We start from the raw sequence: 26950 nt of genomic DNA, 5'->3' as shown, positions 1-26950 counted from the left end.
GGGACGGATTGTGCCTAAATCTGGCAGCTCAGGCCGGATAAGATGCCGCACCCAGGTAAGGATCAGCTCGCGGCAATATGATCGGTCTGGGGTCCGTCAGCTCTTTCATCGGCCTAGCCGGCACGCGAAAGTCGACCATGCCGTCACTGCGAAGACGCCTCGATCGTTTCTTGGAAAACCGCGGGCCTAAAATACCGCGGCTGCAGCTGAACCATGTCGAGCGCCTGGCGCTGGTCCGTCGCCATGGTGATTTTTCCCTTGCCTATTCGGCCGCCGTGCAGAAGGGGCTTCATTACTTCGGCGATGCCCAGGGCTACATCGCTTACGGCAGCAAAACGCGACATCATTTCGCGCTCGGTGATCCAATGGCTGCCCCGGCCGATCGGCGCGACTATATCAAACGTTTCGTCGAGGTTGCAGGCAGCCCGTGGTTCGTGCAGATCGGCGAACAGACGGCGCGCGTGCTTGCCGGGCTTGGCTATCAGGTCAACCGCCTTGGCGTCGACACCAGGCTTGTCCTGCCCGGCCACGACTTTTCCGGAAGGCGCAATGAGACAGTGCGCTATTCCGAACGTTGGCTCTTGAGGAAGGGGTTTTCCTTTGCGGAGGACAACGGGACCGTCTTCCTCGACGAGATTGCCAGGCTCTCCCAGAACTGGCGGGCAGACCGCATCGTCAAGCGCTGGGAGATGAGGTTTCTCAACAGGCCCTTTGCCGATCACCTTGGCATCGACATGCGCCGCTTCGTCCTGCACGGTCCGGATGGAGAGCTCGTGGCCTTGCTGGATTTCGATCCGCTGTTCAGTGACGGCAAGGTCATCGGCTACACCACCTCGTTCAAGCGCAAGCACATCGATACCTCGGCGCATGCCGAGATCGGCCTGACCAAATTTGCGGTCGACCGCTTTCGCAACGAAGGTGTTTCCGTCGTTACCCTCGGCCTGTCGCCGCTGGTCGAAATCGGACCCAGCGGGTTTGTCGAAAGCGATTTCTGGCGGTGCGCTTTCCAGCGCGCCTATGAATCGCCGTGGGTCAATCGCACCCGCTTCAACCTGCAGGGGCAGGCGGCCTTCAAGCGCCGGTTCCACGGTGTCGAAGAGCCGACCTATCTCGCCTTTCGCAAGGGGACCTTTTTCGAGGCGCTTTCTCTGCTCCGGCTGATCAGGGCCGTCTAGTGCCTGGTGGATGGGGCTCGTCGTCTCCCAGTATGTCGACCTCACACCGGCCAGGCTTGGTTGTTTAGGTGGGAAAGGAAGGCCGCGGCGGGATGCAAAAGACCGGCCGCGAAGCGCCGGACGGTTCTTGCTGTCGTCCCCAGTCCCGCCGGGGCACTTTTGGTAGCCCGAGAACGGCTCCGCATCAGCGCCAAGGGGTCGGATTCACGGTTGCTGCAGCGTACCGCCAGGAATAACGAGGGTACCTTGGCCTGGCCTTGAGTATCTGAAGCCTATGAAGAACAAAGCGACGATGATCAAACAAATGACGATGACCGCGACGACGCTGCCAGGACGGTGTCCGGTATCTGGCGGTTGGACCATTGCCTTCCCGCATGGCTATCGCCGTTGACCTTCTTCATTCTCCAGCCGAGCATGACGACTGTCAATGGATGCAGGAGTTGCCCCCGCCGTCTGTTGCGCAAAATGTTTTCCCGTGGGTTAGTGGCGGCGCGTTGAGTTGGCCAAATGATCGATCAACCTCTCCCCGTTCACGGGAGAGGGTATCGTCCTTCGACGAACTCGCGAGGCAGGTGGGCGGCGCGGACTCAACCAATATTACGGGAAGACCGCCGCGTATTCGCTGCGGAAATCCCCGATGACGTCGTCGACCGTCATGTCGGGGTCGCCCTGGAATGTGTACATCGTATTCCACACCGAGTTCAGCCAGTCGGTGTCGGATATGTTGAAAGGATTCTGGACGCTGAAGCCGGGCTTTTTCAGCGAGTCGAGGACGAGCTGGTTGCAGGCGTCGAGCTTGTCGGTCGGAACGTCCAGGCGCACCGGGCTCGATCCCTTGATGGAAGCGAACTCGGCGTTGATCTTGGGGTCGACGACGGTACCGGCGAAGTCGAGCTCTGCCTTGAGCACGTCATCGGGCTGGCCGCCGAGGATGCCGAACGCATCCACCGTCACCGATAGCGCCTTGGTGCCGGGAATGTTGATGCAGCCGAAATCCTCGCCGAGCACCTTCTTGTTGGCCTTCCACTGACCCTTCATCCAGTCGCCATGGATCTGCATGAGCGTCTTGCCCGAAATGACCGTGCTGGTCGTCTCGTTCCATTGCCGGTTCACCCAGCCCGCGTCGGCCTGGCTGGTGATCTTGCGGAACATGTCGATCGCGTCGCGCAGGCCTTTCTCGTCGAACACAGTCTTGTCAGGCGTTTCACCATAGAAGCGGTTGTATATGTCCGGGCCGGCGACGGCAGCGACCAGGGCATGAAAGAGATAGCCGGCCTGAAACGTGTTGCCGCCCACTCCGATGAAGGTGAAGCCGGCCTGCTGGACCTTTTTCATGTCGGCGAACATATCGTCGAGCGAGGCCCATTTGGTCGGGTCGACGCCGGCCTCGGCGGCGACCTTCTTGTTGTAGTAGATCATCCCGTCGATATGGACGCCGGTCGGGATTTTGCGGATCTCGCCGTCGACCTTGATTGACTTCAAAACCGTTTCGGGAAAATTCGGCGTCGCCCCGATCTTGTCGAAATAGGCGTCGAGCGGCTCGCCCAGTCCGCGTTTGGTCAGATCGCGATAAAGGCCAGGCTCGGAGTTGATGAACAAATTGGGTGGTGTGCCGGCGACGATCAGGCTGACCAGCGGGCTGGAGCCGGCCTGCTCGTGCGGCACGGCCATCTCGGTAATCTTATTACCTTTCGCTTCGAACGCCTTGACGATCGCGTTGAGCGCGCCGATCTCGCTCTCATTCGACCATGTATGGAACAGTTTGAGCTCGGTGGCGGCGGCGCTGGCGAACGGCGCGGCGCCGATCGCCAGCGCCAGTCCAAATGCGCCCAGCAGTCTCTTGGACGTCAGTCTTCTGGACATCGTTTCCTCCCTATTGATGTTAAATCCGACTCCGAGTTTCGGCGTCGAAAAGATTGAACCGGTCGGCCGGAAAGATCGCTCTGACGCTGGCGCCGTCCCGCAGCGCGCCGATCTGCGAATGGTCTACATGCACAGCCAGCAGCTCGTCGGCGGCCGCCAAGAAGGCGGTACCGTCGCTACCGGTCTTTTCGCTGTAGCGCAGCGGCAGGTCGAAGATGGCGGCCGGTTTGCCGCCATTCGGCCTGCCGATCGAGAAATGCTCCGGCCGCAAGCCGACCAGCACCTTCATGCCCGTGGCCGGCTGCCTGATGAAGGAATAGTCGGACAGGTCCATCTCGACGCCGGTCGACCGGTGGGTCGCGACGACGCGGTCGCCGGTGAGATCGATCGTCGTCTCGAAGACGTTCATCGGCTGCGAGCCGACAAAACGAGCGACGAAGAGGTTGGCCGGCCGCTCGTAGATCTCGTCCGGCGTGCCGATCTGCTGGATGACGCCGCCGTCGATTACAGCGATCCGCGTCGCCATAGTCATCGCTTCGACCTGGTCATGGGTAACGTAGACGACCGTCTTCTTGAGGTCGTGGTGGAGCTTCTTGATCTCCAGACGCATCTCGGTGCGCAGCTTGGCGTCGAGGTTGGACAACGGCTCGTCGAACAGGAACACGTCGACATTCTTCACCAGCGCGCGGCCGATGGCGACGCGCTGGCGCTGGCCGCCGGACAGTTGCGCCGGACGGCGGTCGAGCAGCGGTTCGATACGCAACAGCTGTGCGGCCCAGGCGACACGCCGCTCTATCTCGCCGCGGTCGAGCCGTTGCGCCGAGAGGCCGAACTTCAGGTTGCCGCGCACCGTTTTTGTCGGATAGAGCGCATAGGACTGGAACACCATGGCCAGGCCGCGGTCCTTGGGATCGAGATCGGTGACATCGCGGCCGCCGATGGTGATCGAGCCTGCGGTCACCTCCTGCAGGCCGGCAAGCAGGTTAAGCAATGTGGTCTTGCCGCAGCCGGACGGGCCGAGCAGCACCAGGAACTCGCCGTCATTGACGGTGAGGTCGAGATCCTCGAGCACGGTGACGCGCCCGAACTGCTTGACGATATTTTTGAATTCGACCTTCGGCACGGCTATCCCTTGATGGCTCCGGCGGTGATGCCCTGGACGAAGAATTTGCCGAGCCCGAAATAGACCACCAGCGGCGGGATGGCCGTCAGCAAAGCTGCGGCCATGTCGACATTGTAGTGGACCTCGCCGCGCTCGGTGATGACGGTGTTGGCCAGGATGACGGTCATCGGTTGGGCGCCCATGCCGCCAAAGGTGAGCCCGATCAGGAAGTCGTTCCAGACGCTGGTGATCATCAGGATCAGCACGACGATCATGATGTTGCCGGACATCGGCAGGATGATCTCGGCGAAGATGCGCCAGAAGCTACCGGAATCCATGATCGCCGCGTTGATGATCTCGGGCGGCGCGTCCTTGTAGAAATTGCGGAAGATCAACGTCAGCAGCGGCATCGCCAGCACGGCGTGGATGACGGCGATCGCCCAAATGGTGCCGTAGATGCCGAGCGAGGCGGTCAGGGCGACCAACGGGATCATGATGATCTGGAACGGCACAAAGGCGCACATGAACAATACGAACAGAAAGGGGCCAGCCCAGCGGACGTTCCACAGAGCCAGCGCGTAGCCGGTGACCGACGCCAGGGCGATCGACAGGAACAGGCTCGGGAACAGAATGGCGAGCGAGATGAAGAATCCGTGCCTGACACCCTCGCACGTCATGCCCGAGCAGACTTCTGCCCAGGCCTTCCACCAGCCTTCGAATGTCCAGGTGGTCGGCAGCGAAAAGACCTCGCCGAGCGCGATCTGGTCCATTGTCTTGAAAGAGGTGACGATCACCACGTAGAGCGGGATCGAAATGAAGGCCGCGCACATGGCGAGGAACACGAGGACGGCGATCGACGCTCCCTTGATGCGGCCGGCGCCTACGGGGGTAGACGCGCCCGCCGATGCGCGCGGCCGCTGATGTCTCGTAAGCGGACACGGCATTCATACGGCGGCGGCCTGGCGACGGCGGACTTGCCAGGCGGTGACCAGCATCAGCGGCAGGAAGACGGCAGCCGTGATCAACAGCATGATGACTGCTGAGGCGGACGCGTAACCGATGTTGGAGCGGGTCGAATAGGCGTTGATGACGAAATAGGCCGGCGTCCAGGTTGACGTACCGGGTCCGCCATTGGTCATGGCGAGCACGATGTCGTAGGTCTTGACCACGCCGAGCGACAGCAGGATCGCGCAGGTCAGGAACGTGAATTTCAGCATCGGAATGATGATCTCGACGTAGAGCCGCCAGAAGCTCACGCCGTCGAGCTTGGCGGCGCTCCAGATTTCCGTGTTGATCGACTTCAGGCCGGCCAGCATCAGCGCCATGTAGAAGCCGAGCCCGTGCCAGATCGAGGCGAGAATGATGCCGTAGATTGCCGTGGCCGGATCGGCCAGCCAGTTGAAATTAGCGCTTTCCCAGCCCAGCTGGTGCAGGAAGTTCTGGACACCGAGGGCCGGGTTGAACATCCAGCGCCAGACGATGCCGGTGACGATCAGCGACACCGCGAGCGGATAGAGAAAAATCGTCCGGAAGAAGCTTTCGCCGCGCTTTTCCTTCTCGATCATCGCAGCCAGGATGAAACCCAGCACGATGGCGAGCGCGCTCCCGATCGCCAGGACGACGACGTTCCGGAGCGAGGTCATCCAGACGCCGTCGCTGAAAAGCCGGTCATACTGGCGCGCCCAAACTGCGGGGTCGATCGCGTAGTCAGGGAAACGACGCGAACGCGTGAACGACATCCAGATCGTCCATCCGATGGCGCCGGCGAAGGCCACCAGGGTGACCGTGAGCGCAGGAATCAGCGCAAGCTGCGGCGAGACCTTGCTCCACCTGAGCGCCATTCGGGTTCCTCCCTCGAAGGCCTGCCTTAGCCGATCGCGGCCCTGGCAATTTTCATATTAGCGTTAAACCAATCATGACGATATCGCTCTGTCAACAGTAACAAGCAAATCGGGATCAAATGGCACCGGGCATTCGAGAAAACGACGCTGCAGCGCAGCAAACCCGCGCTTTGGCGGGTGAGAACTCATATTGACAAAGCGCGCGGCGGGGAGCAAAGGCGATATTAACGCTCATACGAAATTCGACCTATCGGGAGGAAAACGTCATGAAAGGGATCACCGGCTTCGGCCACGCCGCCATCAAGGTGAAGGACCTGGACGCCAGCCTCGCCTTCTATAGGGACAAGCTCGGCTTTCCCGAGATGCTGCGCCTTCACAATAATAAGGACGGCAGCACTTGGCTGGTGTATCTCAGGATCACGGAAGAGGTGTTCTTGGAGATATTTCCCGGCGCGGAAAACGATCGCGCTCCCGGCTGGAACGCCAACGGCGTCAATCACATGTGCCTGACGATCGACAATCTTGACAGCTTCTGCCCGGCGATCGAGGCCAACGGCATCAAGCTGACCGCACAGATCAAGGACGGGCTCGACGGCAACCGCCAGGCCTGGATCGAGGATCCTGACGGCAATCGCATCGAGCTGATGGAGATGCACGCCGATTGCCTTCAGTACAAGGGTCTGAAACGGTTGCGCGAAGAGGGATTGCTGCCGGCTTAAGTCCTCTCAGGCAACATGGCCAATGTGACGAGATCTTGCAGAGAACCCGTACCCGACTGAAGGACATCGCGGTGGCCACCGGCTACTCGGCGAACACCGTTTCGCTGGCGCTGCGCGGCAGTCTGCGAATTCCGGAGGAAACGCGCGACCGTATCCAGTCGGCCGCGCAGAGCCTGAACTATTTTCCGAACACCATCGCGCAGGCGCTGGTCAGCCGCGAGACGCGGACGATCGGGCTGGTGCTCACCGACATCATGAACCCGACGCTGACGCTGGTGTCGCGTTTCCTCGAGAGGGAGCTCGCCCAGCGTGGTTATTCCCTGATGCTGGCCGCCAGCGACCACGATTCCGCCAAGGAGTGGAGTGCGCTGAACGTGTTCCGCTCGCGGCAGGTCGACGGCATCCTCATCTATCCGACCAACCACGACCGGCTCGACCACATCCGCGCGGTGCGTCAGGTCGGATATCCCGCACTGGTGCTTGCCGATATTCCGGTTGCCGGCCTCGACGTGGTGGCGATCGACGACCGCAGCGGCGGCTACAAGGCGGTCCGGCACCTGATCGAGCGCGGCCATCGTCGCATCGCCATGCTCGACGCGGCGCAGCTGCTCGGCAACAGCGAAAAGCATGACGGCGCGTTTCGCGCCGTGACCGAGGCAGGGCTTCCCGCCGATGCGCTCGTCGTGGTCAAGCCCGGCGGCCATTCGGCGACCGACGGTTTTCAGGCGATCGGCGAGGCAATGAAGCCGAAGCAGCGGCCGACGGCGCTGTTTGCCACGACCGATTCGCTCGCCATTGGAGCGTTGCGCTGGTGTCGCGAGCAGGGCGTCTCCGTGCCCGGCGAACTGGCGATCGTCGGCTATGACAACACCGAAGCGGCGGACTTCAGCTCGGTGCCGATCACATCGATCAACTATGCCGCCGCCGAGGTCAGCAGCCATGCGGTTGAGCGGATCCTGTCGATGATCGGCAAGCCGTTACCGACGCCGATCGTGACGCTGATCGATCCGGAACTGGTGATCCGCCAATCCACCTGAGGCACGGCGCGTTCGATCGTCAGACACGACCAGCGTGGCAGCGCGATGCGCAGTGGCGGAGCGGACGTTGCTCACCGGTTTCGTGCGCCCGACGTGTGCAGCGAAAGATTGATGTAGCTGAGGGGCTTTCAGTTGCGGCGGCAAAATCGTAAATTCGGTTACGTTTGGGTGGGCATCCTCGCCAAATTGGTCTGACAGAGACATTAAGAAGATAATGAAATGAATATGTTACGCCACAGACTTGCGGTGGCGCCGATGATGGATTGGACAAATACGTGAGCAAAATCAGATAGTTATTGGATGTCGTGTGCAAAAACTGCACACGAAAGTTCTGCTTCTCTTCCATTTTCGTTTCTGCGAGGCGGTGGCCGTTTCCACCCCACGGTTCTCGGTCGCCCACGACCAACCGTCCGAGACTTCGAAGCAACTTGCGTGAGGTGGGTTTTGCGAAAGCTAGAAATCCGCTCGTGGTTTCCGAACACACCGGCCTTTGGATTGCGAGGTGTCTGTTGCTTCGGTCGGATGTGCGGAGAACGGTCGCTTCCAGCAACGCCGAGTCGCCGGGGAAATGGTTAGGTCAGGATGACCGGTGGTCGTGAAACGCAATACCGTGTGTCGCCCATTATATGGCCTGTAGCCTGAAATCACTCGCTGCGACGGGCATGACAGCCCTAAGCAGCGCGATCGACTTTTCCAGGCCTTCCAGGCTGTTGAGCAGAACGTCTTCGTGTTCGATCGAGAGCCAGCCGTCATACCCGGCCATTTTCAGGCGATAGCAGAATTGCCGCCACCACTGCTCGCCGTGGCCGAAGCCGAGCGTGATATAAGACCAGCTGCGGGAGGTGATGTCCATCAGTGAGCCATTTTCGAGCAGAGAGGTCTTCGCCTGCACTGGAGTGTTGAGCATCGTGTCCTTGGCATGGACGTGATAGACGGCCTCACCGAGTGCTTCGGCCGCAACGAGCGGATCCGCGCCCATCCAGAACAGATGCGACGGGTCGAGATTCGCACCGATGACGGGACCGACAGCCGTTCGGAGCTTTAGAAGCGACGGAACGTTGTAGACGCACTGGTTTCCATGAAGTTCCAGCGCGATGCGTTCGACCCCGCATTCCTTGGCAAGTTTCGCAATCTCCGCCCAGAAAGGCAAAAGCTTCTCTTCCCACTGGTAGCGCAAGATCTCTTGCGTCTCCGGCGGCCAAGAAGAGACTACCCAGTTCGGCATGAGGTCATCCTTGCGTCCCGCCGGCAGGCCAGACATCGTGCAGACAGTCGTGATTCCCATCTCGCCGGCGACGCGTATTGTGTCCTTCAGGCATTCACCTTGTTCGGGTTGCGTTGGATGTAGCGGATTGCCGTTGGCGTTGAGCGAAATGATTTCGAGGCCACGGCGTTCGAAGGCTTTGGCGAAGGTCCGGCGCGCATCCGGGCTCGCCTTGATCGTCTTCAGGTCGAAATGCGGCGCGGTCGACCAGCCGCCTGTGTTCACCTCGACACCAGAGACGCCAAGGCGTGCGGCATGGTCGAGAAGTGCATCGAATGTCGTGCCGCCGAGGCTGTCGGAAACGAAGCCCAGTTTCATATCTCTTTCCTCTTACCGGTTGTACAGGGCTGGCTTTTCCGCCCTCGCAATGGTGATGCGTTGACCCTTCTGGAGGGCCTCAACGCCGGCTTCGGCGACCCGAGCAGTGCAGTAGCCATCCCAAGCGTCTGAGGCAACGGCCGGGAATTTCCCCGTTCGAACGAAGTGAAGGAAAGCCTTGTTCTGGAGCCGGTAGGCTTCTGCAAAACGGGGTCGCCAATCCGGTGCATAGCGCTCGTAGACCATGAGAGCGCCGTTTTGCCGCGTGGGGGCGGACACATTTAGAAAGATCGATCCCTTTTCGCCAACGAGCTCGCCGCGCACGTCATAGCCATAGGCGGCGTTGTTGTTGATCTCGACATTGACGAGCTGACCATTGTCTGTCTCGAGAACCATGAAGACCGGCGCTCCAGTCGTCGAAGCGTCGACGCCTCCCGGCTGAAAAACCGAGATCGCAGTATGATCGGCGCCCAGTATGAAGCGCGCGATGTCGAATTCATGCGGCGCGGAATTGGTGATCGCCATCTGGCCGGTGAAATTCGCCGGCGCTTCCACGTTCCGGTGAAAGTTATGCATCATGATCGCCCGGCCAAGCGAGCCGTCGTCGAGCGACGCCTTCATGTCCCGATAAGATGGATCGAAGCGGCGCATGAAACCGAGCTGGACGAACTGCCGGCCGCGCGATATTTCCGCGTCGATCACGTCCAGGCACTCCTTCGAACTTTGCGACAACGGCTTTTCGCACAGGACCGGCTTTCCTGCTTCGATCGCGGCGAGCGACAGGGGCGCATGGGTCTCGTCCGGGCTGGCAATGAGCACCGCGTCAACGTCGCTGCGCTGGATGGTTTCCACGGGATCCGTGGCCACATCAGTCGCGCCGCAATCCCTTGCCACTTTTTGGGCCCGCTCTGGTGAGGCGTCGCACACGACCTGCAGGTTTGCCCCCGGCAGGTCTTCGGCGACAATCCGGGCATGGTCGGCGCCCATGATGCCCGCGCCGATGATCGCTATTCTGATTGACATTCATAATGCCCTATTTTCTGAGAGCCCACCGGCGAAGAGACTTGTCTCCATAAGCCGCAAGCACAACGATTACGCCCAGAAGCAGCACGAACCATTGTGGCTGCACGCCGTTGACGACGAGGTAGGATTGAATGGACGACAGGACGAAGGCTCCCATGAGTGCTCCTGGAAGCGAAATCCGTCCGCCGGCCAGCAGACATCCGCCAAGCACACAGGAAGCGATGGCCTGCAGCTCCATGAGACGTCCCATGGAGCCGTCCGCGAAACCGAGTTTGCCTGCCTCGAGCGTTCCCGCAAGGGCCGCCAGCGTGCCGCAAAGGACAAAGGCCGAAAGCTTGATCCGATCGACGCGGACGCCACGGGAATGCGCGCTTTCGACTGAACCGCCGACCGCGAGCAGCCGGTTGCCGAAAGGCATTGCCTTCAGCATCACCATCAGAATGACGAGCACGATAATCAACCAGTACAGCGCGGTGTTGAAGTGAAGGAAATCACCTCCGCCGAGAATCCAGTACGTCCATCCCTTGCGAGCCGCATAGGGAATCGAAAACGAGAATCCTTCCGTCAGTGCGATGGCAATGCCGCGGAAGATCATCAGCGTGCCGAGCGTGATGATGAGGGACGGCGTCTCCGTACGGGTAACGAGCAGACCGTTGATAAGACCGATTGCGGCGCCGACAACAATCGCGGCCAAGGCGGCGAGCGAGGGATCGACGTTCGCGGCGAGCCAGAGATAGGCCAGCGCGCCCATGCCGAAGGTCGAACCGACCGAAATGTCGATCTCTCCCGTGCCGATGACCAACGCAACGCCAAGACTCATCAGCCCCAGCGTTGCCGTCACCTGAAGGATCGTGCCGATATTGTCGATGTTGGCCCATCTGCCGTCCGAGGTTGAGGCGAATATCGCGATCAGAATCGCGCCGATCAGAAAGATGCCAATCTCCGCATGACGCCGAATGAGGGGTTTGGCGACCGACATTGCCATCAGATAGTCTCCCGCCTTTCGACCACGCGGCCACCCTGCCGAATGACTTCTTCAAGCTCCTCGGCGGTCATGGAATCCGTGGAAGCGTCGGCGACCTTTTCGCCGTTTTCCATAATGACTATGCGGTCCGCGAGTTTGTGCACCTGGAAGATGTCGTGGGTGATATAGATGACGAGCAGGCCTTGGTCCTTGAGTTGGACCGCCAGCTCGTTGACGTGCTCGCGCTCGCGCACCGACAGGTGGTTCGTCGGTTCATCCATGATGACGACACGGTTCTTGAACTCGACGGCCCGACCGATCTTAACGGACTGACGCTCTCCGCCGGAAAGGCGTTCCACCTCGTCGTCGGCAGATACGCTCTCGCGAAGGCCGAACTGCCGGATCACCCGGCTGGACTTCTCGCGCATCAAGCTGAAATCGAGGAAGGGAATGCCAAGAATGCGCTTTACCGGTTCCCGCCCGAGGTAAAAATTGCGGGCAATCGATAGATTGTCGCAAAGTCCGACGGACTGCTGGATCGTCTCGATACCCTGGTCGATAGCGAGCTTCGGGTGAAACCTCTCGACCTTCTTGCCGTCGAAAAAGACCTCTCCGGACGTCGGCGCGTAAATGCCGCAAAGAACGCGGATTAACGTTGTCTTGCCGGCGCCATTGTCGCCGACGAGCCCGACAAGTTCCCCGGCACGGAAGTCCACCGACACGTGCTTGAGCGCGTGAAAGGCGCCAAAGTGAAGGTCAACGTTCTTGACCTGAATAAGGGGGTGATTCTTCGTCATTTGAGCGTCCTCCCGCATCAAACGCTGTGCCCGAGGAAACGGGCCAGTTTCTGGTTGAAGATGACCGCCACGATGAGCACGACGCCGACGAAGCTGACGTACCAGGAAGACGGTGCGCCAAGTGCTATCAGTTCGTAGCGGAAGCTCACGACGATGAGCGCTCCGAGAATGGCGCCGAGGATCGAACCGCGCCCGCCGGTCAGCAGGCAGCCGCCGATGACCGCGGCGGAAATTGCCTCAAGCTCCATGTTTTCGCCAAGCGTGACATGGGTCTGCGGCTGGTTGCACAAGGTCAGGATCCCGGCGAAGCCAGCCAGCGATGAGCAAAGGATGAAGGCGGCGATCTTGACGCGCTCAGTGCGCACACCGCGAGATTCAGCGCTTTCCAGACTGCCTCCCGTTGCCAGAAGCCGGTTACCGAACGGCGTCGTCCAAAGCAGAAGGCTTAGGATTGCCGCGACCACGACCAGCCAGTAGGTGGCGGCTTCGATGCCGAAGAGTTCGCCGCCGAGCAGGCGGGTAAGGGGATGGCTGCGTGCCGGCGGCGAAAAATTGTGAACAGATCCACCCGTCCAGACGTAGATGATACCGCGGGCGGTAAAAAGACCGCCCAGCGTGACGATCATGGACGGCAACTGTCCCTTGACGACGGCGACAGCCTGAAGAAACCCGGCGAGCACGGCAATGCCGATCGCGACGATCAGGGAGCCAGCTACACCGAGGGTCGGTTCCAGGGTAATGAAGGCTACCCCCGTCAGCCCATAGACAGAACCGACCGACAAATCGATTTCCTTGGTCATGATGACAAGGGCCTGGCCCATCGCCACGAAGGCGAGGATGGACGCGAACTGCGTCACGTTGGAGACGGTCTGAATGGTCCACCAGCCTGAAAAGTCGATCAGGGTGAACACGATAAGCATGACGGTGACGCCGACAATCGCGCCGAAGCCTTGGCTTCGCACAAGATATTTCATGACACTTGGACTCACCGGTTTCAGCGCGCGGCATTGACCGCGAAAACGAATAGGGGCGGCCGGACCCTTGCGGAATTCGGCCGCCCCCTCTCGGGAGGAACCCTTACCAGGTGTTCTGTTCGTCGTACGCCTTGTCGCCGAACACGGTGCGAACCTGTTTGGCCCACTGATCGGCATTGTCCTTGTTGATGATGACGGGGCCGGTCAGGATATCGCTCTGAGGGGCGTACCCGAATTCCTTGTTCCAGTAGAGCCACTCCATCGGCTCATAACCCTGCAGCCAGAAGCCCTGGCTGTTGGTCGCCAGCACGTGGCCCGCTCTCACGCCTTCAATCGAGACTGGACCTTCATCCACGGTCAGGATCGTCATGCCCTTGTCGTCGACATCGGGATCGAGCTTCATTTCGTTTGCCACACCCCAGGCCCAAGGTGAGGACCAGCCGGCAACGGTAAAGATGTAGTTCGTGTCGGGATTGGCCTGCAGGAACGATTGCAGCGTATTGCGAGCTGTTGCGGGCTCCGCTCCGATAAACAGCTCATCGAACTTGGCGCCAACCGCCTCCATAGCATCCTTCATGCCCTTGCAGCGCGCTTTCAGACCCTGGTGGGCAGAATCATGGCTGGCGCAAACGATGTGTTTCGGCGTCGGGATCTTGCCCTCCTTCGCCTGCTCGATCGCGTACTCGCCCAGCTTCTTGCCAGTGAGATACTCGTCGCCGCCGACATAGGTCAGATAGGGAATGCGCTCGCCTGCAGGCCGGCTGTCGGGAATGTTGAAGGCTACAACCGGGATGCCTTCCTCGATCGCCTTGCGCAAAGGCCCCTCAAAAGCGTCCGAGCTGACGATCGGAACGGCGATGCCATCTGGATGTGTCGCGATCGCCTGCTCAAGAAGACGAACGTGCTCCTGAACCGAGTAATTATTGGTCGAAATGTACTCGGTCTTGACGTTCGGGTACTTCTTCTCGAACTCCTTGAGCGACAACGTCAGCCAATTCATGTTCGGATCGTTCGATCCGATATGAGAGACCATGACGAAGCGGTATTGCTTGCCGCTGTCCTGCGCATCGGCCACGCTAGCAACGACGCCGGCGGCCAACACGGCAGAAAGCATCGCTAATTTTCTCAAGTTCATGGGGGCTCCTCCCTCCGTTAAGTCGATGTGACTATTCCGATTGAGGTCACATCATTCAAGGCGGATGATAGCCAATCTGCGATGGCATTAGCATCAACTTCCGCTGCGGCGCACAATTATAGTGCAAGCCCTTCAAAACATTGCAGTTGCAAGAAGCGACCACTTCCTCGATGATGTATTTGACATCATGATGAGGAGTTTCCATTGGTCGATCACCCGCCAAACCGGACATGGAGAGGCCCAACTGTTCATGAGATCGCCCGCCTGGCCAGGGTTGGGTCTGCGACGGTCGACAGGGTTCTGAACAACCGTAGTGGCGTGCGCGAACGAACAAGGGCGCGTGTTCTAGGAGCGCTGGAAAAACTGAGAAACGACACCGCCGACAGTGATGTGCCTGTTCAGATCCGGCTATTTTGTGATTCCGGTGAAACGTTCAATGCTGCGATCGCCTCCGCGGCCGAGGAGGTCAATCGAACAGTTGCGGGGGTGGAGATCAAAGGCGTTTACGTTACAACAAGCGAGTTGGAACCGATCTCGTTCGCACGCCAACTGGAACAGGAGGGCAGTGGCGGTGATGGTGTTGTTGTGATCGCTCGAGAACATCCCGCTATCAACCGTGCGATAAGAAAACTGCAAACCGCCGGAATTCCAGTCGTCTGCCTTACCACCGATCTGCCGAGTTCCAGACGCAGTGCGTATATCGGCAATGACCAGTATGCCGCTGGCAGCGTAGCTGCCCTGCTGATCGGCAATGCCCTACCCAAGGAACGCAACAGCATCCTGATTGTCATGAGCGTGCCATTCCGGTGTCAACAGGAGCGCGAGATGGGGTTTCGCAGAGTCCTGCGCTCCGATTTTCCCTATCTCAAGATAGAAGAACGTGTGATTTCGGACGATCGGCCGGAGAGCACATGCGAGCAACTGACCCGTTACTTCGAAGTGAATGGACACCCAGCGGCTATCTACAACGTCGCCGGCGCAAATCGCGGCGTTGCGAAGGCGTTGGAGACCGCAGGTAAGGCTGATCAGACAGTATTCGTGGGCCACGAGTTGACGAACCATTCCCGCAGTCTGCTTGAAACCGGGATCATGGACTACGTCATCTCCCACGACTTTGTCAGTGAATTGGCCTCAGCGGCGAGATGGATAAAGGACAATTTGAACGGCGTGACAGCTGAGCCGTCCCATTCGCAAATATTGGTGCATACGCGATACAATTGCGGTCCATGAATCAATGGCCGCATCAATAGCAGCTCCACATTTTTCGTGTGTGCTCCGCGTGCACTCAGCCATCGAAACGTGGCGAAAAGCGTCGCATTGTGTCGTACATTTGTCTGCACTCGGTGCAAGTTAACCAATTGAGACTATAGAACAATGAAGCAATATCAATCACATAGACTAGCCATAGCCCCCATGATGGATTGGACGGACGTCGCGAAAAGCAACGTCTATTCAATCACTTAGCGGAATCAATCCCTCTAAGTTGTACTGTCGTTGTACTCATCGGGAGCTATTGGGCACTTGGGCAAGAAACTGGCGCATTTCGGGGAAGGGGGCACGAATGGCGGATGGGAGGTAGCATCCTCGGTCATCTAGGGATTGCTGAACTCCAGGCGCAACGAAGCCACACGAGCTCGAATGTGCTCTCGACTGGCCTCGAGGCGGCTAGGAACGTATCGAGCGCCGATCTCCGGCCGCAGGGATAGTCGGCGCCGCTCGCGTTTTTACGAAGCCGGCGGCTCTCGGGCGCGTCTATGCTGTTGAAGCGACGCGTTGGCCGTGGATCTCGATCGTATCGCCGTCGATGACCGACGCGACGCCGGCAAGCCGCCCGGCAACCGCTGGCGCCGCTTTTGGCTGACCTGGCCCCTGGTGCGTCATCGCTGCATTGCGCGCCCGACGGCGCCAGGAAGGCAGTCACTGCCGCCACCGCCAACAGCCCGAGCACTTAGGAACAACGCGTAAATGGCAAAGTAGGGCGATCGCAGCGATCGGTGTGGAAGCCTTCCCGCTGCCGACCGACGGCAACGGTCGAGCCCGCGCTTTCCTTCCTGGGGTGGCGCGGGCCGCTTCGGGTTCGAAATTGTGTCAATTGCCCGTCGAACCTACTGCCCTCCCTGGCGCGACCCGGAATGCATAACGATTGCGGATGTGGCTGTTAAAATGGCGGCCCTTTGCAAAGGCAGATTTGAACGCAGCAAAGGCCTCAACCGGCACGTCCAAGAATTGATAATGCTTCCCGCTGGCCACAAACCAGACCGAGAGAACCCTAGTGTTTGGGTCATAGTCGAACTTGCTGATTGATGTCGACGGCATGGTAGAGGTACTTCGGCAACCGCCTCGCTCCTAGTTATCCAATTCAAGCGGCTCGTGATCCGCCTGTTCGTGCCACATGACCTGCCGGAAGTCGCGACGGTCTACCTGCTGGCCGCAAATTGGGCACGTGTGGAAATGGTCGTGCCCGTTCGTCGGCTTCTTGCCGTAGGGCTTGCCGGAAATGCGTGGTCCAAGGTCCGCAATTCTTGTCATCCCCACCGAACACGGCTGGTCTGGTAAAAGTTCCGTCAGTTTGGTTTTTCTCAGCAGGTGAAAGACATCGCACCAAAAGCGGTAGTCGAGCAAGCGGGACCGGGCCGCGAGATCGCGCTCCAATGCGCGACATCGTCGCGCGCGCCGGCTGCCGCGGCGATCCCGCCCGGCTCGGCTGAGCCATTGGCAACGTCTGGAGGAAATCATGCGCGAAGCCTTCATCTGCGGCTATGTCCGTACGCCGATCGGCCGGTCGGCGGGTCGTTGTCCGGATGATCTGGGAGCGGTGCCGCTGAAGGCCCTAATGGAGCACCACGCCAGGTCGATTTCGGCGCGATCGACGACGTCATCTTCAACTGCGCCAACCATGCGGGGGAGGACAACGTCGAGCGGATGTCGCTGCTGCTCGCCGATCTGCCCAAGGAGGTGCCGGGAACCACGATCGACCGGCTCTGCAGCTCGGACATGGATGCCGTCATGACGGCCGCGCGCGCGATCATGCACTTTGTATGCGGATACTTGCCAGGAACTAACAGCGCGCTCTCCACGCGAGCGAGTCGACGGCGCTGGCAATCTGGCAACGAATTTTAGGATGAAATGGAAAAAAAAATTCAACATGGGTTGCAAAAAATACGAGATTGGTATCCAATATTGTGAGCGTTGATTGTCGATACGCTCTGAAGTGGGCGACATGGAGGGGTTGTCATGGCTGATGATTGTAGACTTCGCGACGACTGGCACGTGGCGGCAGACCAGGCAACCTGCTTGGCGTAGACCAGTTCGTCGCGCGCCTTCTAGGCGTGGACATCACCGTTCGTCGGTAAGCGCGAGACGGCTTTGAGATAGTCCGCAACGATCCCGGAAATCCGAGGGAGGTGTCGGACGAGCTTGCGCTCGATTTGTGAGGAGACCGGCCCGATGACGCTCGAAGTATTCGCACGAGCCTTGCCGAAGGCCGAACTGCATCTGCATCTCGCGGGAGCGGTGAAGGCTGAGACCTTTCTGAAGCTGGCGCGGAAGAATGGCGTCATCTTGCCGCCTTTCGGTGAAGTCGAGGAGCTTTACCACTACGACAATCTGGTCGACTTCCTCAAGATCTACGACCTCGTGGCGCGATCCGTCGTCAGTGCCGACGATTTCCACCTGATCGCCTACGAGGCGCTCGCCCATGTCGCCAATGCTGGCGGACGCTATGTCGAGTTCTTCTTCAGCCCGCAGGTGCATCAGGACGCAGGCATAAACTACCAGACGATGTTTTCCGGCATTCTGAGGGCCATGGACGACGCGGAGGCCGATTTCGGCCTGATTTCGCGGTTGATCCCGGCCATCAACCGCGAACTGACGGTTAACCGTGCTTTTGAATTCCTCGACCGGGTGCTGCCGTTCCGCTCGGAAAAGGTGATCGGCATTGGGCTTGATTACGACGAGGAGCCGTTTCCGCCCGCGCCGTTCAAGCCGGTTTACGAGCGGGCGAAAAAAGCAGGTATGCGTCTGACCTCGCATGCCGGAGAAGGCGGCCCGGCCGCCAATGTGCGTGACGCGCTCGACCTGCTCAGCGTAGAGCGCATAGACCACGGCTATCGGGTCATGGAGGACCGCGCCCTAGCCAGGCGATGCGTCGACGAGGGCGTAGCCTTCACCGTGTGCCCGAGCTCGACCGTCATCCTGACCCATTGGCGTGACCTCACGGCTGTCGACCATCCGATCCGCATCATGTTCGAGGCCGGGCTCAAACTGGTAGTCGGCACCGACGATCCGCCGATGCTGCAAACCGACCTTGCCAAGGAATATCGGCTGCTGGCCGAAACCATGTCGCTCGACCGCAGGACACTCGCTGACCTTGCTCTCAATTCGCTCGACGCCGCTTGGCTCGACGAGTCGACGAAACGCCACTGGCGTGCCGCTTGGTCGAACGAGATCGACCAACTGTTAGCCGGAGCGGAGCGCGCCGCGTGAACCACCGACGTCAAATCCGCTCGGGAGAGGCCGACCGGAAGACAAAGCAAATCGGGATCCAACCCAGAAGCAACCCAGAGGGAAAAGGCAGAATCCTATGTTCATGACCTTCTTCACAAGAGTAGCGGCTCTGTCCGTGCTCGCCATCGCCTGTATTGCCATCGGCACCGGGCTTGCTCGGGCCACCGAGCCCGACAAGCTTCGCATCGCGGTCATCCTGTCCGCTGGTCTCGAGAGTGGTTGGGACGCCACGCTCATCCAGGCCCTCGAAAGAGTGAAGGCGAAGAAGCCGCACGGTCTCGAGATCACGTGGAAAAACACCGATCCACTCTGGGGCGACGATGCCGGGGACGCGATGCGGGTATTTGCCGAAAGCGGTCAGTACGACATCATCTGGGCCCACAGCTCCTATTCAGACCAGGTGAAGAAGCTCAAGGACGAGTTTCCCGATATCCTTTTCGTCGTCGCCGGGTCCGGCAATGAGGGGCTGGGCGGCAACCAATACTGGGTCTACAAGCGTACCTATGAGCCAGCCTATCTGCTTGGCACGATAGCCGGCAAGATGACCAAGTCGAACAAGCTCGGCGCCGTCGGCCCATTTCCGTCCGACGACATCAACGACGAGATCAACGCCTTTTTCGACGGAGCCAAGGCAGTCAACCCCAAGATCGAGCGCAGCGTCGCCTTCATTGAGTCCTGGTACGATCCAGCCAAGGCGGCCGCTTACACCTCCGCCCAGATCGCCACCGGCGCCGATTTGATCTTCCAGCTGATGGATACCTTCAAGCCGTGTGAGGAAGCCAAGATTCTCTGCTTCGGCGCTCTCCAGGACCAGCACTCTCTTTCACCGTCAACCGTACTGTCGAGCGCGATGGCGCTTTGGGATCCTGACGTGAACCACATCATCGATGCCTGGTGGGCCCACAAGGCGGAGGGCAAACCCTATGCCGGCAACACCGACAAGCAGTGGGTCTCGATGAAGGACGGCGGCGCGGCGATGGCCCCCTATGGCGAGCTCGAATCCAAATTGCCGCAGGACGTCCGCGGCGACGTCGAAGCGCTGAAGGCCAAGATCATGGCTGGTTCCTTCGAGGTTCCGCTCGACCCATCCGATCCGAAAGCACACTGACCCGACAGACCGTTCGGTCGCGACTGCCGCCGAGGTGGTCGCTTCCGCCCCCCAAGCCCTTCGGAGCCTATTATGTCCACTGCCTTGCGCGTCGAAGGCTTGACCAAGCGCTTCGCCGGCGTTGCCGCCAATGACGATGTCGACTTCGATCTGCGTCCCGGCGAGATCCACTGCCTGTTCGGCGAAAATGGAGCCGGGAAGTCGACACTCTCATCGTGCATCTTCGGCCTCTATCGCCCTGACAAGGGGCAGATATTGGTCCTGGAGAAGCCCGTTCAAATCGCCTCGCCGATCGATGCGATCCGCCATGGCATCGGCATGGTGCACCAGCATTTCGTGTTGGTGCCGGAATTCACCGTGCTCGAAAATATCATCGTCGGCACTCAGCGCTCGGGTTGGCGGCTCAACGCGGCCGAAGCCAGGCAGAAGTTGAAGGCCATCTGCGATGACTATGGCCTCGACATCGATTTCGACGCCTATGTCTGGCAATTGCCGGTCGGTCGCCAGCAATGGGTGGAAATCTTGAAAGCGCTATTCTCGACGCCCAGATTCTCATCCTCGATGAGCCGACGGCGGTGCTGACGCCGGGGGAATCGCGCATTCTGTTCGACATCATGGGCAAGATGTGCGCCCGCGGCCTGTCGATCATCCTCATCACCCACAAGCTGATCGAGGTCATGCAGTCCAACCGGGTCACGGTGTTGCGCAAGGGCAAGGTCGTTGCGACTCTCAATGCTGCCGAAACGTCTCCGGACGAACTCGCCCGGCTGATGGTCGGCCGTGACGTGTCGTTCACGATCAGCAAGCCGGAACTGACGCCGGGCGAGACGGTGGTCGCGGTCAACAAACTGACCGCAGTTGGTCTCTGGGGCGAGGCCGTTCTCAAGGACGTTTCTTTTTCAGTCGCGCGCCATGAAATCCTCGGCATAGCAGGGGTTGCGGGAAACGGCCAAAAGGAGCTGTTCGAGGTATTGTGCGGGGTGCGCAAATCCCGGGCCGGCTCGATCCGGCTGATGAACGAGGAGATCGCCGGGCTGACGCCGCGCTGTCTGATGGATCGTGGCGTCGGCCACATTCCGGACGACCGTTTCCGCGAGGGTCTGGTGCCGGAATTCAATGTCGCGGAAAACCTGGTGCTGGGCTGGCAGCGCAACGCGAAATACCGCAGCGGCCCGCTGATGAACGCCAAGGCGATCGCCAGGCTGGCGCGCGACATGATCGCCGAATACCAGATCGCCACGCGCGACGAAATGGTCGCGGTCGGCAAGCTGTCAGGCGGCAATGCGCAGAAGATCATCATCGCCCGCGAGTTCCTGAATGCGTCGGGCCTGATGCTCGCCAACCAGCCGACACGAGGGCTCGATGTCGGCGTCATCGAATATGTGCAGTCGCAACTGCTGAGGAAGCGCGCCGAAGGCTTCGCCATCATCCTGGCGTCGGAGGAATTGAGCGATCTGTTCGGGCTCGCCGACCGCATCGCCGTGATGTTCAAGGGGGAGATCATGGGCGTGGTCGATACCAAGCAGACGACCATTGCCGAAGTGGGTGTCATGATGGCCGGCCAAAGGCTGCAGACCGCACACAGCTTGGAGAGGATCCAGGCATGATCCGCTTCGAGCAGCGATCCGAACAGAACAGTCTTTGGACGGCCGCCTCTTTTGCCATGGCCATTCTAGCGGGCCTCGCGGCCGTGGCACTTTTACTTGTCTCGACCGGTGCCGATATCGCCCAGGTATTCGACGCGCTCATCATGGGCGCGGTCGGCTCGCCAAAGGCGCTGGCGACAACGCTCGTCAAAGCGACGCCGATTATTCTGACTGGCTTAGCGACCGTGATCGCTTTCCGGGCGCAGTTGTACAGCATCGGTCAGGAAGGCCAGGTGTTTGCTGGCGCCATGGGCGGCTATCTCGGTGCGCAGTTAATGGCGGGGATGCCGCCGCTCCTGTTCTTCCCGGCCGTACTGTTGTCGGGGATGGCGGCGGGAATGTTGTTTGGATGGCTGGCCGCCATGCTGAGGAACAGTTTCGCCGTCAACGAGATCATCTCGACCTTGATGCTGAACTATCTCGTAGTCTATTTGTTGTCCTGGCTCCTGGAAGGGGGGCCTTGGGGCGAGAGCGGCGGCACCGTCTCCTACCAGCAGTCGCCGATGTTATCTGGCGATCACTTTCTTCCGGCTCTCTTCGGCAGCAGGGTGCTGCATGCAGGCGTTATCCTGCCGTTTATAGCCGCCACCATCTGCTCGATTGTTATATCCCGAACACCGCTTGGCCTTGAGATCCGAGGCCTCGGCTACAATCCAGTTGCGCTGCGTCACAAGGGCGTCAACATCGGTCGCACCGTTTTCATCGTATTGATGACGAGCGGCGCGTTGGCGGCACTTGCCGGCGCCATCGAGCTTTTTGGCGTGGCGCATCGGCTGCGTGCCGACAATCTCGTCGGGCTTGGCTACACGGGCATCATCGTAGGTATGATAGGTGGTCTCAGGCCACTCGGAACGGTGTTAGCGGGGTTGTTCTTCGGTGGGCTGGCGAGCGGCGCAGTCTATATGCGCGTGCTGGGCGATGTGCCCGGATCACTAGTGCCCGCCATCCAGGGCATCACCCTTTTCTTCTTTCTTTGCGCAGGCGTCCTGGCGCGCTACCGCGTCGTGAAGGTAGCCGTTCAATGAGCCAGCTGTTCCAGGAAGCGATCACCGTAAGCATTCTTGCCGCGACCATCCGCGCCATGACGCCGTTGTTGTTTTCCGCCATGGGCGAGCTGATCACACAACGTGCCGGCATCTGGAACATGGGTGTGGAGGGCACGATGTTGATGGGGGCGTTCACCGCCTACATCGCGGCGACGTGGACGGGGTCGCTCTGGCTTGCGGTCCTTGCCGCAATCTTCGCCGGCGCCCTTATGGGCCTGATCATCGCCTTCATGACCGCGACTTTGCGTGTAGACCATTTCATCGCGGGCCTCGGATTGAACCTCCTTGCCAGCGGTCTGACCCTCTATTGGTTTCAGAGCTACGTCCAGGGACGGGCGCAGCCCAAGTTTGCAAGCTTTCAGGATATCGCAGTCCCCTTTCTCTCCGACATCCCCTTTCTAGGGCCAATATTGTTTTCACAGCGCTTGCTGACCTATGTCGCGTTCCTCGCCGTGCCCACGGTTTGGTTCCTACTCTACCGCAGTCGTTATGGGCTGGAACTGCGCTGCCTGGGCGAAAACCCCAAGGCCCTCGACGTCAAGGGTCTCAGTGTGACTGCCCGCCAGTTCGCGGCCGTGATGGCCGGCAGCGCCATGACGGGGCTTGGCGGCGGCTTCCTTATGCTCGGTCTTTCCGACCGCTTCGTTGCTGATTTCACGGCCGGCCGAGGTTGGATCATCGTGGTGGCGCTGATTGCCGGCAATTGGAAACCGAAGGGTGTGCTGATTGCGGTCACGGCTTTCGCCTTCCTGGATTCGCTTGCCATGCACCTGCAGGTGCTTGGCACACCAGTCCCGCGTCAGTTGTTGCTAGCGCTGCCATACCTCGCATCGGTCGTGCTTCTGATGGGCGTACGCTTCCGTAGTAGCCAGCCAGCCCAACTCGGCGTGCCATACAAAAGAAGCTAGCTCAACAATTTTGAATTCTGATTTCCCACCCCCCAAAAACATGGGCCAAGAACGAGGGACCAGACGATGCTGAACATTGCCGAGACTACAGAAGCTCGAGCTGACGAAACCGCCGCTCGCGGGACACCGTTCCATGCGGCGACCAGCAGCGAGATGAGAACGCCCTGGTGGTTTGCCTGGGACAAATACATCGTTCCTGATGTCTACACGAGCATGCCTCGCGAGCTCGCCGCCATCCGCAACGCGGTCGCCATGATAGACATGTCGCCTATTGCGAAAATGGAGGTGCGTGGACCCGACGCCCATGAGCTGATCGACCGGTTGATGACCCGCGATATGCGCCGGCTTGAAGTCAATCAAGTCATGTACACTCCGTGGTGCAATCACGATGGTCTCATCGTCGGCGACGGTCTTGTCTTTAGACTGGCGGCCGACAGGTTCATGATATCGGGCGGAAGCAGCCACGCATGGTTCGCCAGCAACGCCGACGGACTGCAGGTCGAGATTCGCAGTGCTTCGGACGACTACGGCATTCTTTCGTTGCAGGGGCCAAAATCGTTTGACCTTATGGGGGCCGCGACCGGCCAGGATTGGTCCGGTCTGAAATTCTCGCAGATCGGTCGAGCCAATGTGGCCGGTGTTGATGTCTTCGTCGCGCGGCAAGGTTTCACCGGTGAGCGTGGCTTCGAACTCTGGGTTCCAAAAAATGGCGGGGTGGCGGTCTGGCGGCATTTGCAAACCGCCGGTCAGCTACTCGGCGTCGTTTGCGCGGGCGAATACGCAGTCGAAGTGGCACGGATCGAAGCAGGCCTGATCTTGATATCGTCCGACTACGATGCCGCAGATGTCGACCAGGCCACGGCGCGCGTCGATGCCGCAGACGACCGCCACATCACGCCATTCGAGGCTGGTCTCGGGCGTCTGGTCAATCTTGACAGTGACTTCGTCGGTCGTGACGCATTAAAGGCGGCGAATGCCTCGGACGAGCCAAAGCGGTGCTTTGTCGGCCTTCGCTACGATGCGGGAGAACTGTTGAGGATTGCCGCCGAAAAGAGTGCCTGCGGGACAGCTTTGTCGCGCGTCTTTTGGGGCTCGATGCGAGCATTCAAGGACGGCGAGCTGGTCGGCCGCGCATCGAGCCTTGCCTATAGCGCGACACTTCGGCAGGCGATCAGCTTCGGTTTCGTTCCAGAACGGCTTTCATCGGCCGGCTCGACCATTGAGGTCGAGCTGACAGACGATGAGGGAGCCGTGCTCGACATGGTGAGGGCCACGATCGTTCCCCTTCCTTTCGTGGAAATCAAACGATCCAAGGCCTGAAGGCGGTTCGCACCTGCAAGCCGCAGGCATTCGCCCCGACAATAGAAGCATTTTCAATTTCGCCGGCCGCACGGCTGCCGCATAGGAATCAAGGAGTCCAAAGTGCCTGAACGCAAACTCTGCGCGGCGCCTGAGCCGGCAGCCTCAGCCGGCTTAGTCCGACGAGATATCTCGATAGAACTTGCTCCCGCGCAGGTGGCCGGGTTCAGGCCCATTGCCTCCTCTTTTCCGTACGGGTCGAGAGTTTTTCTCACGCATCTCGAAGGCAAGCCTATAGCCCTGCAGGTCGAGGCTGCTAAGCAGTTGCTGGAGGCCGGCTTCATCCCGGTGCCGCATATCGGTGCAAGGCATTTCGCCACCGAGCGGGATTTCCGGGACCTCGTTTTGGCACATAGCCGCAATGGGGTCAGCGAAGCGCTCCTTGTCGGCGGCAATCCGCTTCTCGCGAGAGGGCCGCTCGACAATGCTGCCGCACTACTTTCCCATCCGGTGCTTGCCGACAGCACGATCCGGACCGCTTTCATCGGCGGATACCCGGAAGGCCATCCGGTGATCCCCGCAAATGCGTTGACCGCCGCGCTGGCACAGAAGATCGCGATTTGCGGGGAACGTGGTTTACGGCCGCGGCTGGTTTCGCAATTCGCCTTCGATGGCGGTGCGATCGGCATTTGGACAGCAGAAATCCAGCGCAATTATCCGGACCTGCCGATCCATATCGGACTTGCTGGCGTCACCTCGCTCGCCAAGCTCATCAAATTCGGCATGCTGTGCGGGGTCGGACCTTCGCTCGCAATGTTGCGGCGCTCCGCTGCGGGCCTTTTCAACATACTAGCCGACAAGAATCCGGGCGATGTTATCCACGCCATCGAGGCGCATCGACCCTCGGGATCGTTCCACCTGCATTTCTATCCCTTCGGCGGCTGGGAAAAGACGCTTGCCTGGGTTGCGGAACATCAGATGAGCACAGCCGTGCACCCCACCCACCACATAGGAGAAAGTCGATGAGAAACGGAAACGCACATCTGTTCGTGCCAGGCCCCACCAACATTCCCGACGCCGTCCGTCGCGCGATGAACGTGCCGATGCAGGATATGCGGGCCCCCGACTTTCCGGAGCTGACGCTTCCCCTGATCGCGGATTTGAAGAAAGTCTTCAAAACCGCAAGCGCGTCGATCTTCATGTTCCCGGGTTCGGGCACCGGCGCCTGGGAGGCTGCGATCACCAACACCCTGAATGCCGGTGACAAGGTTCTGATGTCGCGCTTCGGACAATTCTCGCATCTCTGGGTCGACATGGCTCAACGCCTCGGCCTCGACCTCGAAGTCATCGATGTCGAATGGGGCGAGGGCGCCCCAATTGACGCGTACGCCGCTCACTTGGAGCGTGACAAGCACGGCGCGATCAAGGCGGTCTTCGTAACGCACAACGAAACCGCGACCGGGGTGACTTCGGATGTGGCGGGCGTGCGCCGTGCCCTTGACGCTGCCGGCCACCATGCGCTGCTCTTCGTCGACGGTGTTAGCTCGATAGCTTCGATCGATTTCCGCATGGACGAATGGGGCATCGATCTCGCCGTCACCGGATCGCAGAAAGGCCTAATGCTGCCTGCCGGTCTCGGCATCCTGGCGGTCAGCGCCAAGGCCATGGAAGCGCATAAGGGCTCGCGCATGCCGCGCTGCTATTTCAGCTTCGAGGACATGGGCGCAGCCAGCAAGACGGGTTATTTTCCTTATACACCGCCGACCCAGCTGCTTCTCGGCATGCGCGCCTCGCTCGACCTGTTGTTTGCCGAGGGCCTGGAGAACGTCTTCACGCGCCATACGCGCCTGGCTGAAGGCGTCAGGCGTGGTGTTCGCGCGTGGGGGCTGAATTTATGTGCTGCCGAAGAAAAGTGGTGGTCGGATACAGTCTCGGCAATCGTGGTTCCGGCCGACGTCGACGCCAGAGCTGTGATCGCCAACGGCTATTCCAGATATCGCACGTCATTTGGTACTGGCCTTAGCCGGCTGGCGGGAAAGGTTTTCCGCATCGGGCATCTCGGCGACCTCAACGAAGTGATGTGTCTGGCTGCTCTGGCCTCCGCGGAAATGTCGTTGCGCGATGCCGGGGCAAAGATCGAGAGCGGCTCGGGTGTCGCGGCGGCACAGGAATGGTATCGCCAGCAGGTCGCTTCCTCCCCAGCGACCGCCACCCGAGCCGCATAG

General features: G+C 60.0%; 25 protein-coding genes and 1 pseudogene. 14 read left to right on the top strand and 12 right to left on the bottom strand.

The window, feature by feature from the left end:
* Positions 1 to 137: 137 nt before the first annotated feature.
* Entirely contained in the window at positions 138 to 1175 is a 1038-nt protein-coding gene (locus NKH37_RS01590; RefSeq protein WP_353004287.1) for a phosphatidylglycerol lysyltransferase domain-containing protein, read from the top strand.
* A 597-nt stretch (positions 1176 to 1772) separates the two neighbouring features.
* Here NKH37_RS01590 and NKH37_RS01585 read toward each other — a convergent pair.
* From NKH37_RS01585 to NKH37_RS01570, 4 genes are read right to left on the bottom strand one after another with little or no spacing between them, the layout of a single operon-like run.
* On the bottom strand, positions 1773 to 3038 hold the full coding sequence (locus tag NKH37_RS01585; protein ID WP_023717677.1) for an ABC transporter substrate-binding protein: 1266 nt from the start codon (positions 3036 to 3038) through the stop codon (positions 1773 to 1775).
* Between the two features lie 19 nt (positions 3039 to 3057).
* Positions 3058 to 4161: an ABC transporter ATP-binding protein gene (locus NKH37_RS01580; protein WP_353004289.1), complete on the bottom strand. Its 1104-nt coding sequence runs from the start codon at positions 4159 to 4161 to the stop codon at positions 3058 to 3060.
* A 2-nt stretch (positions 4162 to 4163) separates the two neighbouring features.
* The gene (locus tag NKH37_RS01575; protein ID WP_353004291.1) at positions 4164 to 5084 is read right to left on the bottom strand and encodes a carbohydrate ABC transporter permease; all 921 of its coding nucleotides are present in this window, start codon (positions 5082 to 5084) and stop codon (positions 4164 to 4166) included.
* Complete coding sequence (locus NKH37_RS01570; RefSeq protein WP_353004293.1) at positions 5085 to 5981, bottom strand: carbohydrate ABC transporter permease; 897 nt, start codon at positions 5979 to 5981, stop codon at positions 5085 to 5087.
* A 266-nt stretch (positions 5982 to 6247) separates the two neighbouring features.
* Here NKH37_RS01570 and NKH37_RS01565 point away from each other — a divergent pair, with 266 nt between their 5' ends.
* Together NKH37_RS01565 and NKH37_RS01560 are read left to right on the top strand one after the other, a co-directional pair.
* Positions 6248 to 6700: a VOC family protein gene (locus tag NKH37_RS01565; protein ID WP_353004295.1), complete on the top strand. Its 453-nt coding sequence runs from the start codon at positions 6248 to 6250 to the stop codon at positions 6698 to 6700.
* Between the two features lie 35 nt (positions 6701 to 6735).
* Positions 6736 to 7737 carry a LacI family DNA-binding transcriptional regulator gene (locus tag NKH37_RS01560; protein WP_031193584.1) on the top strand — a complete coding sequence of 334 codons (1002 nt, stop codon included), beginning with the start codon at positions 6736 to 6738 and terminating at the stop codon, positions 7735 to 7737.
* 622 nt (positions 7738 to 8359) lie between these two features.
* On the opposite strand, the gene NKH37_RS01555 is transcribed toward NKH37_RS01560, so the two are convergent.
* The 6 genes from NKH37_RS01555 to NKH37_RS01530 form a co-directional block, all read right to left on the bottom strand.
* Complete coding sequence (locus tag NKH37_RS01555; RefSeq protein WP_353004406.1) at positions 8360 to 9319, bottom strand: sugar phosphate isomerase/epimerase family protein; 960 nt, start codon at positions 9317 to 9319, stop codon at positions 8360 to 8362.
* A gap of 12 nt (positions 9320 to 9331) precedes the next feature.
* Complete coding sequence (locus NKH37_RS01550) at positions 9332 to 10342, bottom strand: Gfo/Idh/MocA family oxidoreductase (protein ID WP_353004408.1); 1011 nt, start codon at positions 10340 to 10342, stop codon at positions 9332 to 9334.
* A 10-nt stretch (positions 10343 to 10352) separates the two neighbouring features.
* Positions 10353 to 11327: an ABC transporter permease gene (locus NKH37_RS01545; protein ID WP_353004410.1), complete on the bottom strand. Its 975-nt coding sequence runs from the start codon at positions 11325 to 11327 to the stop codon at positions 10353 to 10355.
* Positions 11327 to 12121, bottom strand: a complete 795-nt coding sequence (locus NKH37_RS01540) for an ATP-binding cassette domain-containing protein (protein WP_353004412.1) — start codon at positions 12119 to 12121, stop codon at positions 11327 to 11329. The genes NKH37_RS01545 and NKH37_RS01540 overlap by 1 nt, the downstream gene beginning before the upstream one ends.
* Positions 12121 to 13077 carry an ABC transporter permease gene (locus NKH37_RS01535; protein WP_353040760.1) on the bottom strand — a complete coding sequence of 319 codons (957 nt, stop codon included), beginning with the start codon at positions 13075 to 13077 and terminating at the stop codon, positions 12121 to 12123. The genes NKH37_RS01540 and NKH37_RS01535 overlap by 1 nt, the downstream gene beginning before the upstream one ends.
* A 103-nt stretch (positions 13078 to 13180) precedes the next feature.
* On the bottom strand, positions 13181 to 14152 hold the full coding sequence (locus NKH37_RS01530) for a sugar ABC transporter substrate-binding protein (protein WP_353004415.1): 972 nt from the start codon (positions 14150 to 14152) through the stop codon (positions 13181 to 13183).
* A gap of 264 nt (positions 14153 to 14416) precedes the next feature.
* On the opposite strand from NKH37_RS01530, the gene NKH37_RS01525 reads away from it, so the two are divergent.
* Entirely contained in the window at positions 14417 to 15442 is a 1026-nt protein-coding gene (locus NKH37_RS01525; protein WP_353004416.1) for a LacI family DNA-binding transcriptional regulator, read from the top strand.
* Between the two features lie 858 nt (positions 15443 to 16300).
* On the opposite strand, the gene NKH37_RS01520 is transcribed toward NKH37_RS01525, so the two are convergent.
* On the bottom strand, positions 16301 to 16528 hold the full coding sequence (locus NKH37_RS01520; protein ID WP_353004417.1) for a KTSC domain-containing protein: 228 nt from the start codon (positions 16526 to 16528) through the stop codon (positions 16301 to 16303).
* Between the two features lie 30 nt (positions 16529 to 16558).
* A complete protein-coding gene (locus NKH37_RS01515) occupies positions 16559 to 16963 on the bottom strand; it encodes a hypothetical protein (RefSeq protein WP_353004419.1) in 405 nt (134 codons plus the stop codon).
* Between NKH37_RS01515 and NKH37_RS01510 the strand changes: the two are divergent.
* The 10 genes and pseudogenes from NKH37_RS01510 to NKH37_RS01465 form a co-directional block, all read left to right on the top strand.
* Positions 16947 to 17239: pseudogene (locus NKH37_RS01510) on the top strand (thiolase family protein); the annotation flags it as partial. The gene NKH37_RS01515 and the pseudogene NKH37_RS01510 overlap by 17 nt on opposite strands.
* A 420-nt stretch (positions 17240 to 17659) precedes the next feature.
* Positions 17660 to 18697, top strand: a complete 1038-nt coding sequence (gene add, locus NKH37_RS01505) for an adenosine deaminase (RefSeq protein ID WP_353004421.1) — start codon at positions 17660 to 17662, stop codon at positions 18695 to 18697.
* Between the two features lie 103 nt (positions 18698 to 18800).
* Entirely contained in the window at positions 18801 to 19826 is a 1026-nt protein-coding gene (locus NKH37_RS01500; RefSeq protein ID WP_353004424.1) for a BMP family lipoprotein, read from the top strand.
* A 72-nt stretch (positions 19827 to 19898) separates the two neighbouring features.
* Complete coding sequence (locus NKH37_RS01495; RefSeq protein WP_353040758.1) at positions 19899 to 20408, top strand: ATP-binding cassette domain-containing protein; 510 nt, start codon at positions 19899 to 19901, stop codon at positions 20406 to 20408.
* Positions 20336 to 21433: an ABC transporter ATP-binding protein gene (locus NKH37_RS01490; protein ID WP_353040756.1), complete on the top strand. Its 1098-nt coding sequence runs from the start codon at positions 20336 to 20338 to the stop codon at positions 21431 to 21433. Before NKH37_RS01495 ends, NKH37_RS01490 begins: the two co-directional genes overlap by 73 nt.
* On the top strand, positions 21430 to 22497 hold the full coding sequence (locus tag NKH37_RS01485) for an ABC transporter permease (RefSeq protein WP_353004428.1): 1068 nt from the start codon (positions 21430 to 21432) through the stop codon (positions 22495 to 22497). The genes NKH37_RS01490 and NKH37_RS01485 overlap by 4 nt, the downstream gene beginning before the upstream one ends.
* Positions 22494 to 23426, top strand: coding sequence for an ABC transporter permease (locus tag NKH37_RS01480; RefSeq protein ID WP_353004430.1), 933 nt, complete (start codon positions 22494 to 22496; stop codon positions 23424 to 23426). The genes NKH37_RS01485 and NKH37_RS01480 overlap by 4 nt, the downstream gene beginning before the upstream one ends.
* Before the next feature lie 66 nt (positions 23427 to 23492).
* A complete protein-coding gene (locus tag NKH37_RS01475; protein ID WP_353004432.1) occupies positions 23493 to 24746 on the top strand; it encodes an aminomethyl transferase family protein in 1254 nt (417 codons plus the stop codon).
* Positions 24747 to 24848: 102 nt separating this feature from the next.
* Positions 24849 to 25751, top strand: coding sequence for a methylenetetrahydrofolate reductase (locus NKH37_RS01470; RefSeq protein WP_353004434.1), 903 nt, complete (start codon positions 24849 to 24851; stop codon positions 25749 to 25751).
* The gene (locus tag NKH37_RS01465; protein ID WP_353004436.1) at positions 25748 to 26950 is read left to right on the top strand and encodes an aminotransferase class V-fold PLP-dependent enzyme; all 1203 of its coding nucleotides are present in this window, start codon (positions 25748 to 25750) and stop codon (positions 26948 to 26950) included. Before NKH37_RS01470 ends, NKH37_RS01465 begins: the two co-directional genes overlap by 4 nt.

It is taken from the genome of Mesorhizobium sp. M1217 (assembly GCF_040318275.1).
Taxonomy (GTDB): Bacteria; Pseudomonadota; Alphaproteobacteria; order Rhizobiales; family Rhizobiaceae; genus Mesorhizobium.
This window is presented reverse-complemented; position numbering and strand designations above follow the sequence as displayed.

Coding starts and splice junctions, on each gene's coding strand:
- NKH37_RS01555 (WP_353004406.1), bottom strand. CDS start 9,319: ATGAAACTGGGCTTCGTTTCCGACAGCCTCGGCGGCACGACATTCGAT.
- NKH37_RS01495 (WP_353040758.1), top strand. CDS start 19,899: ATGTCCACTGCCTTGCGCGTCGAAGGCTTGACCAAGCGCTTCGCCGGC.
- NKH37_RS01545 (WP_353004410.1), bottom strand. CDS start 11,327: ATGGCAATGTCGGTCGCCAAACCCCTCATTCGGCGTCATGCGGAGATT.
- NKH37_RS01500 (WP_353004424.1), top strand. CDS start 18,801: ATGACCTTCTTCACAAGAGTAGCGGCTCTGTCCGTGCTCGCCATCGCC.
- NKH37_RS01475 (WP_353004432.1), top strand. CDS start 23,493: ATGCTGAACATTGCCGAGACTACAGAAGCTCGAGCTGACGAAACCGCC.
- NKH37_RS01490 (WP_353040756.1), top strand. CDS start 20,336: ATGGGTGGAAATCTTGAAAGCGCTATTCTCGACGCCCAGATTCTCATC.
- NKH37_RS01565 (WP_353004295.1), top strand. CDS start 6,248: ATGAAAGGGATCACCGGCTTCGGCCACGCCGCCATCAAGGTGAAGGAC.
- NKH37_RS01480 (WP_353004430.1), top strand. CDS start 22,494: ATGAGCCAGCTGTTCCAGGAAGCGATCACCGTAAGCATTCTTGCCGCG.
- NKH37_RS01585 (WP_023717677.1), bottom strand. CDS start 3,038: ATGTCCAGAAGACTGACGTCCAAGAGACTGCTGGGCGCATTTGGACTG.
- NKH37_RS01515 (WP_353004419.1), bottom strand. CDS start 16,963: ATGAAGGCTTCGCGCATGATTTCCTCCAGACGTTGCCAATGGCTCAGC.
- NKH37_RS01485 (WP_353004428.1), top strand. CDS start 21,430: ATGATCCGCTTCGAGCAGCGATCCGAACAGAACAGTCTTTGGACGGCC.
- add (WP_353004421.1), top strand. CDS start 17,660: ATGACGCTCGAAGTATTCGCACGAGCCTTGCCGAAGGCCGAACTGCAT.
- NKH37_RS01590 (WP_353004287.1), top strand. CDS start 138: ATGCCGTCACTGCGAAGACGCCTCGATCGTTTCTTGGAAAACCGCGGG.
- NKH37_RS01550 (WP_353004408.1), bottom strand. CDS start 10,342: ATGTCAATCAGAATAGCGATCATCGGCGCGGGCATCATGGGCGCCGAC.
- NKH37_RS01465 (WP_353004436.1), top strand. CDS start 25,748: ATGAGAAACGGAAACGCACATCTGTTCGTGCCAGGCCCCACCAACATT.
- NKH37_RS01520 (WP_353004417.1), bottom strand. CDS start 16,528: ATGCCGTCGACATCAATCAGCAAGTTCGACTATGACCCAAACACTAGG.
- NKH37_RS01570 (WP_353004293.1), bottom strand. CDS start 5,981: ATGGCGCTCAGGTGGAGCAAGGTCTCGCCGCAGCTTGCGCTGATTCCT.
- NKH37_RS01540 (WP_353004412.1), bottom strand. CDS start 12,121: ATGCGGGAGGACGCTCAAATGACGAAGAATCACCCCCTTATTCAGGTC.
- NKH37_RS01575 (WP_353004291.1), bottom strand. CDS start 5,084: ATGCCGTGTCCGCTTACGAGACATCAGCGGCCGCGCGCATCGGCGGGC.
- NKH37_RS01535 (WP_353040760.1), bottom strand. CDS start 13,077: ATGAAATATCTTGTGCGAAGCCAAGGCTTCGGCGCGATTGTCGGCGTC.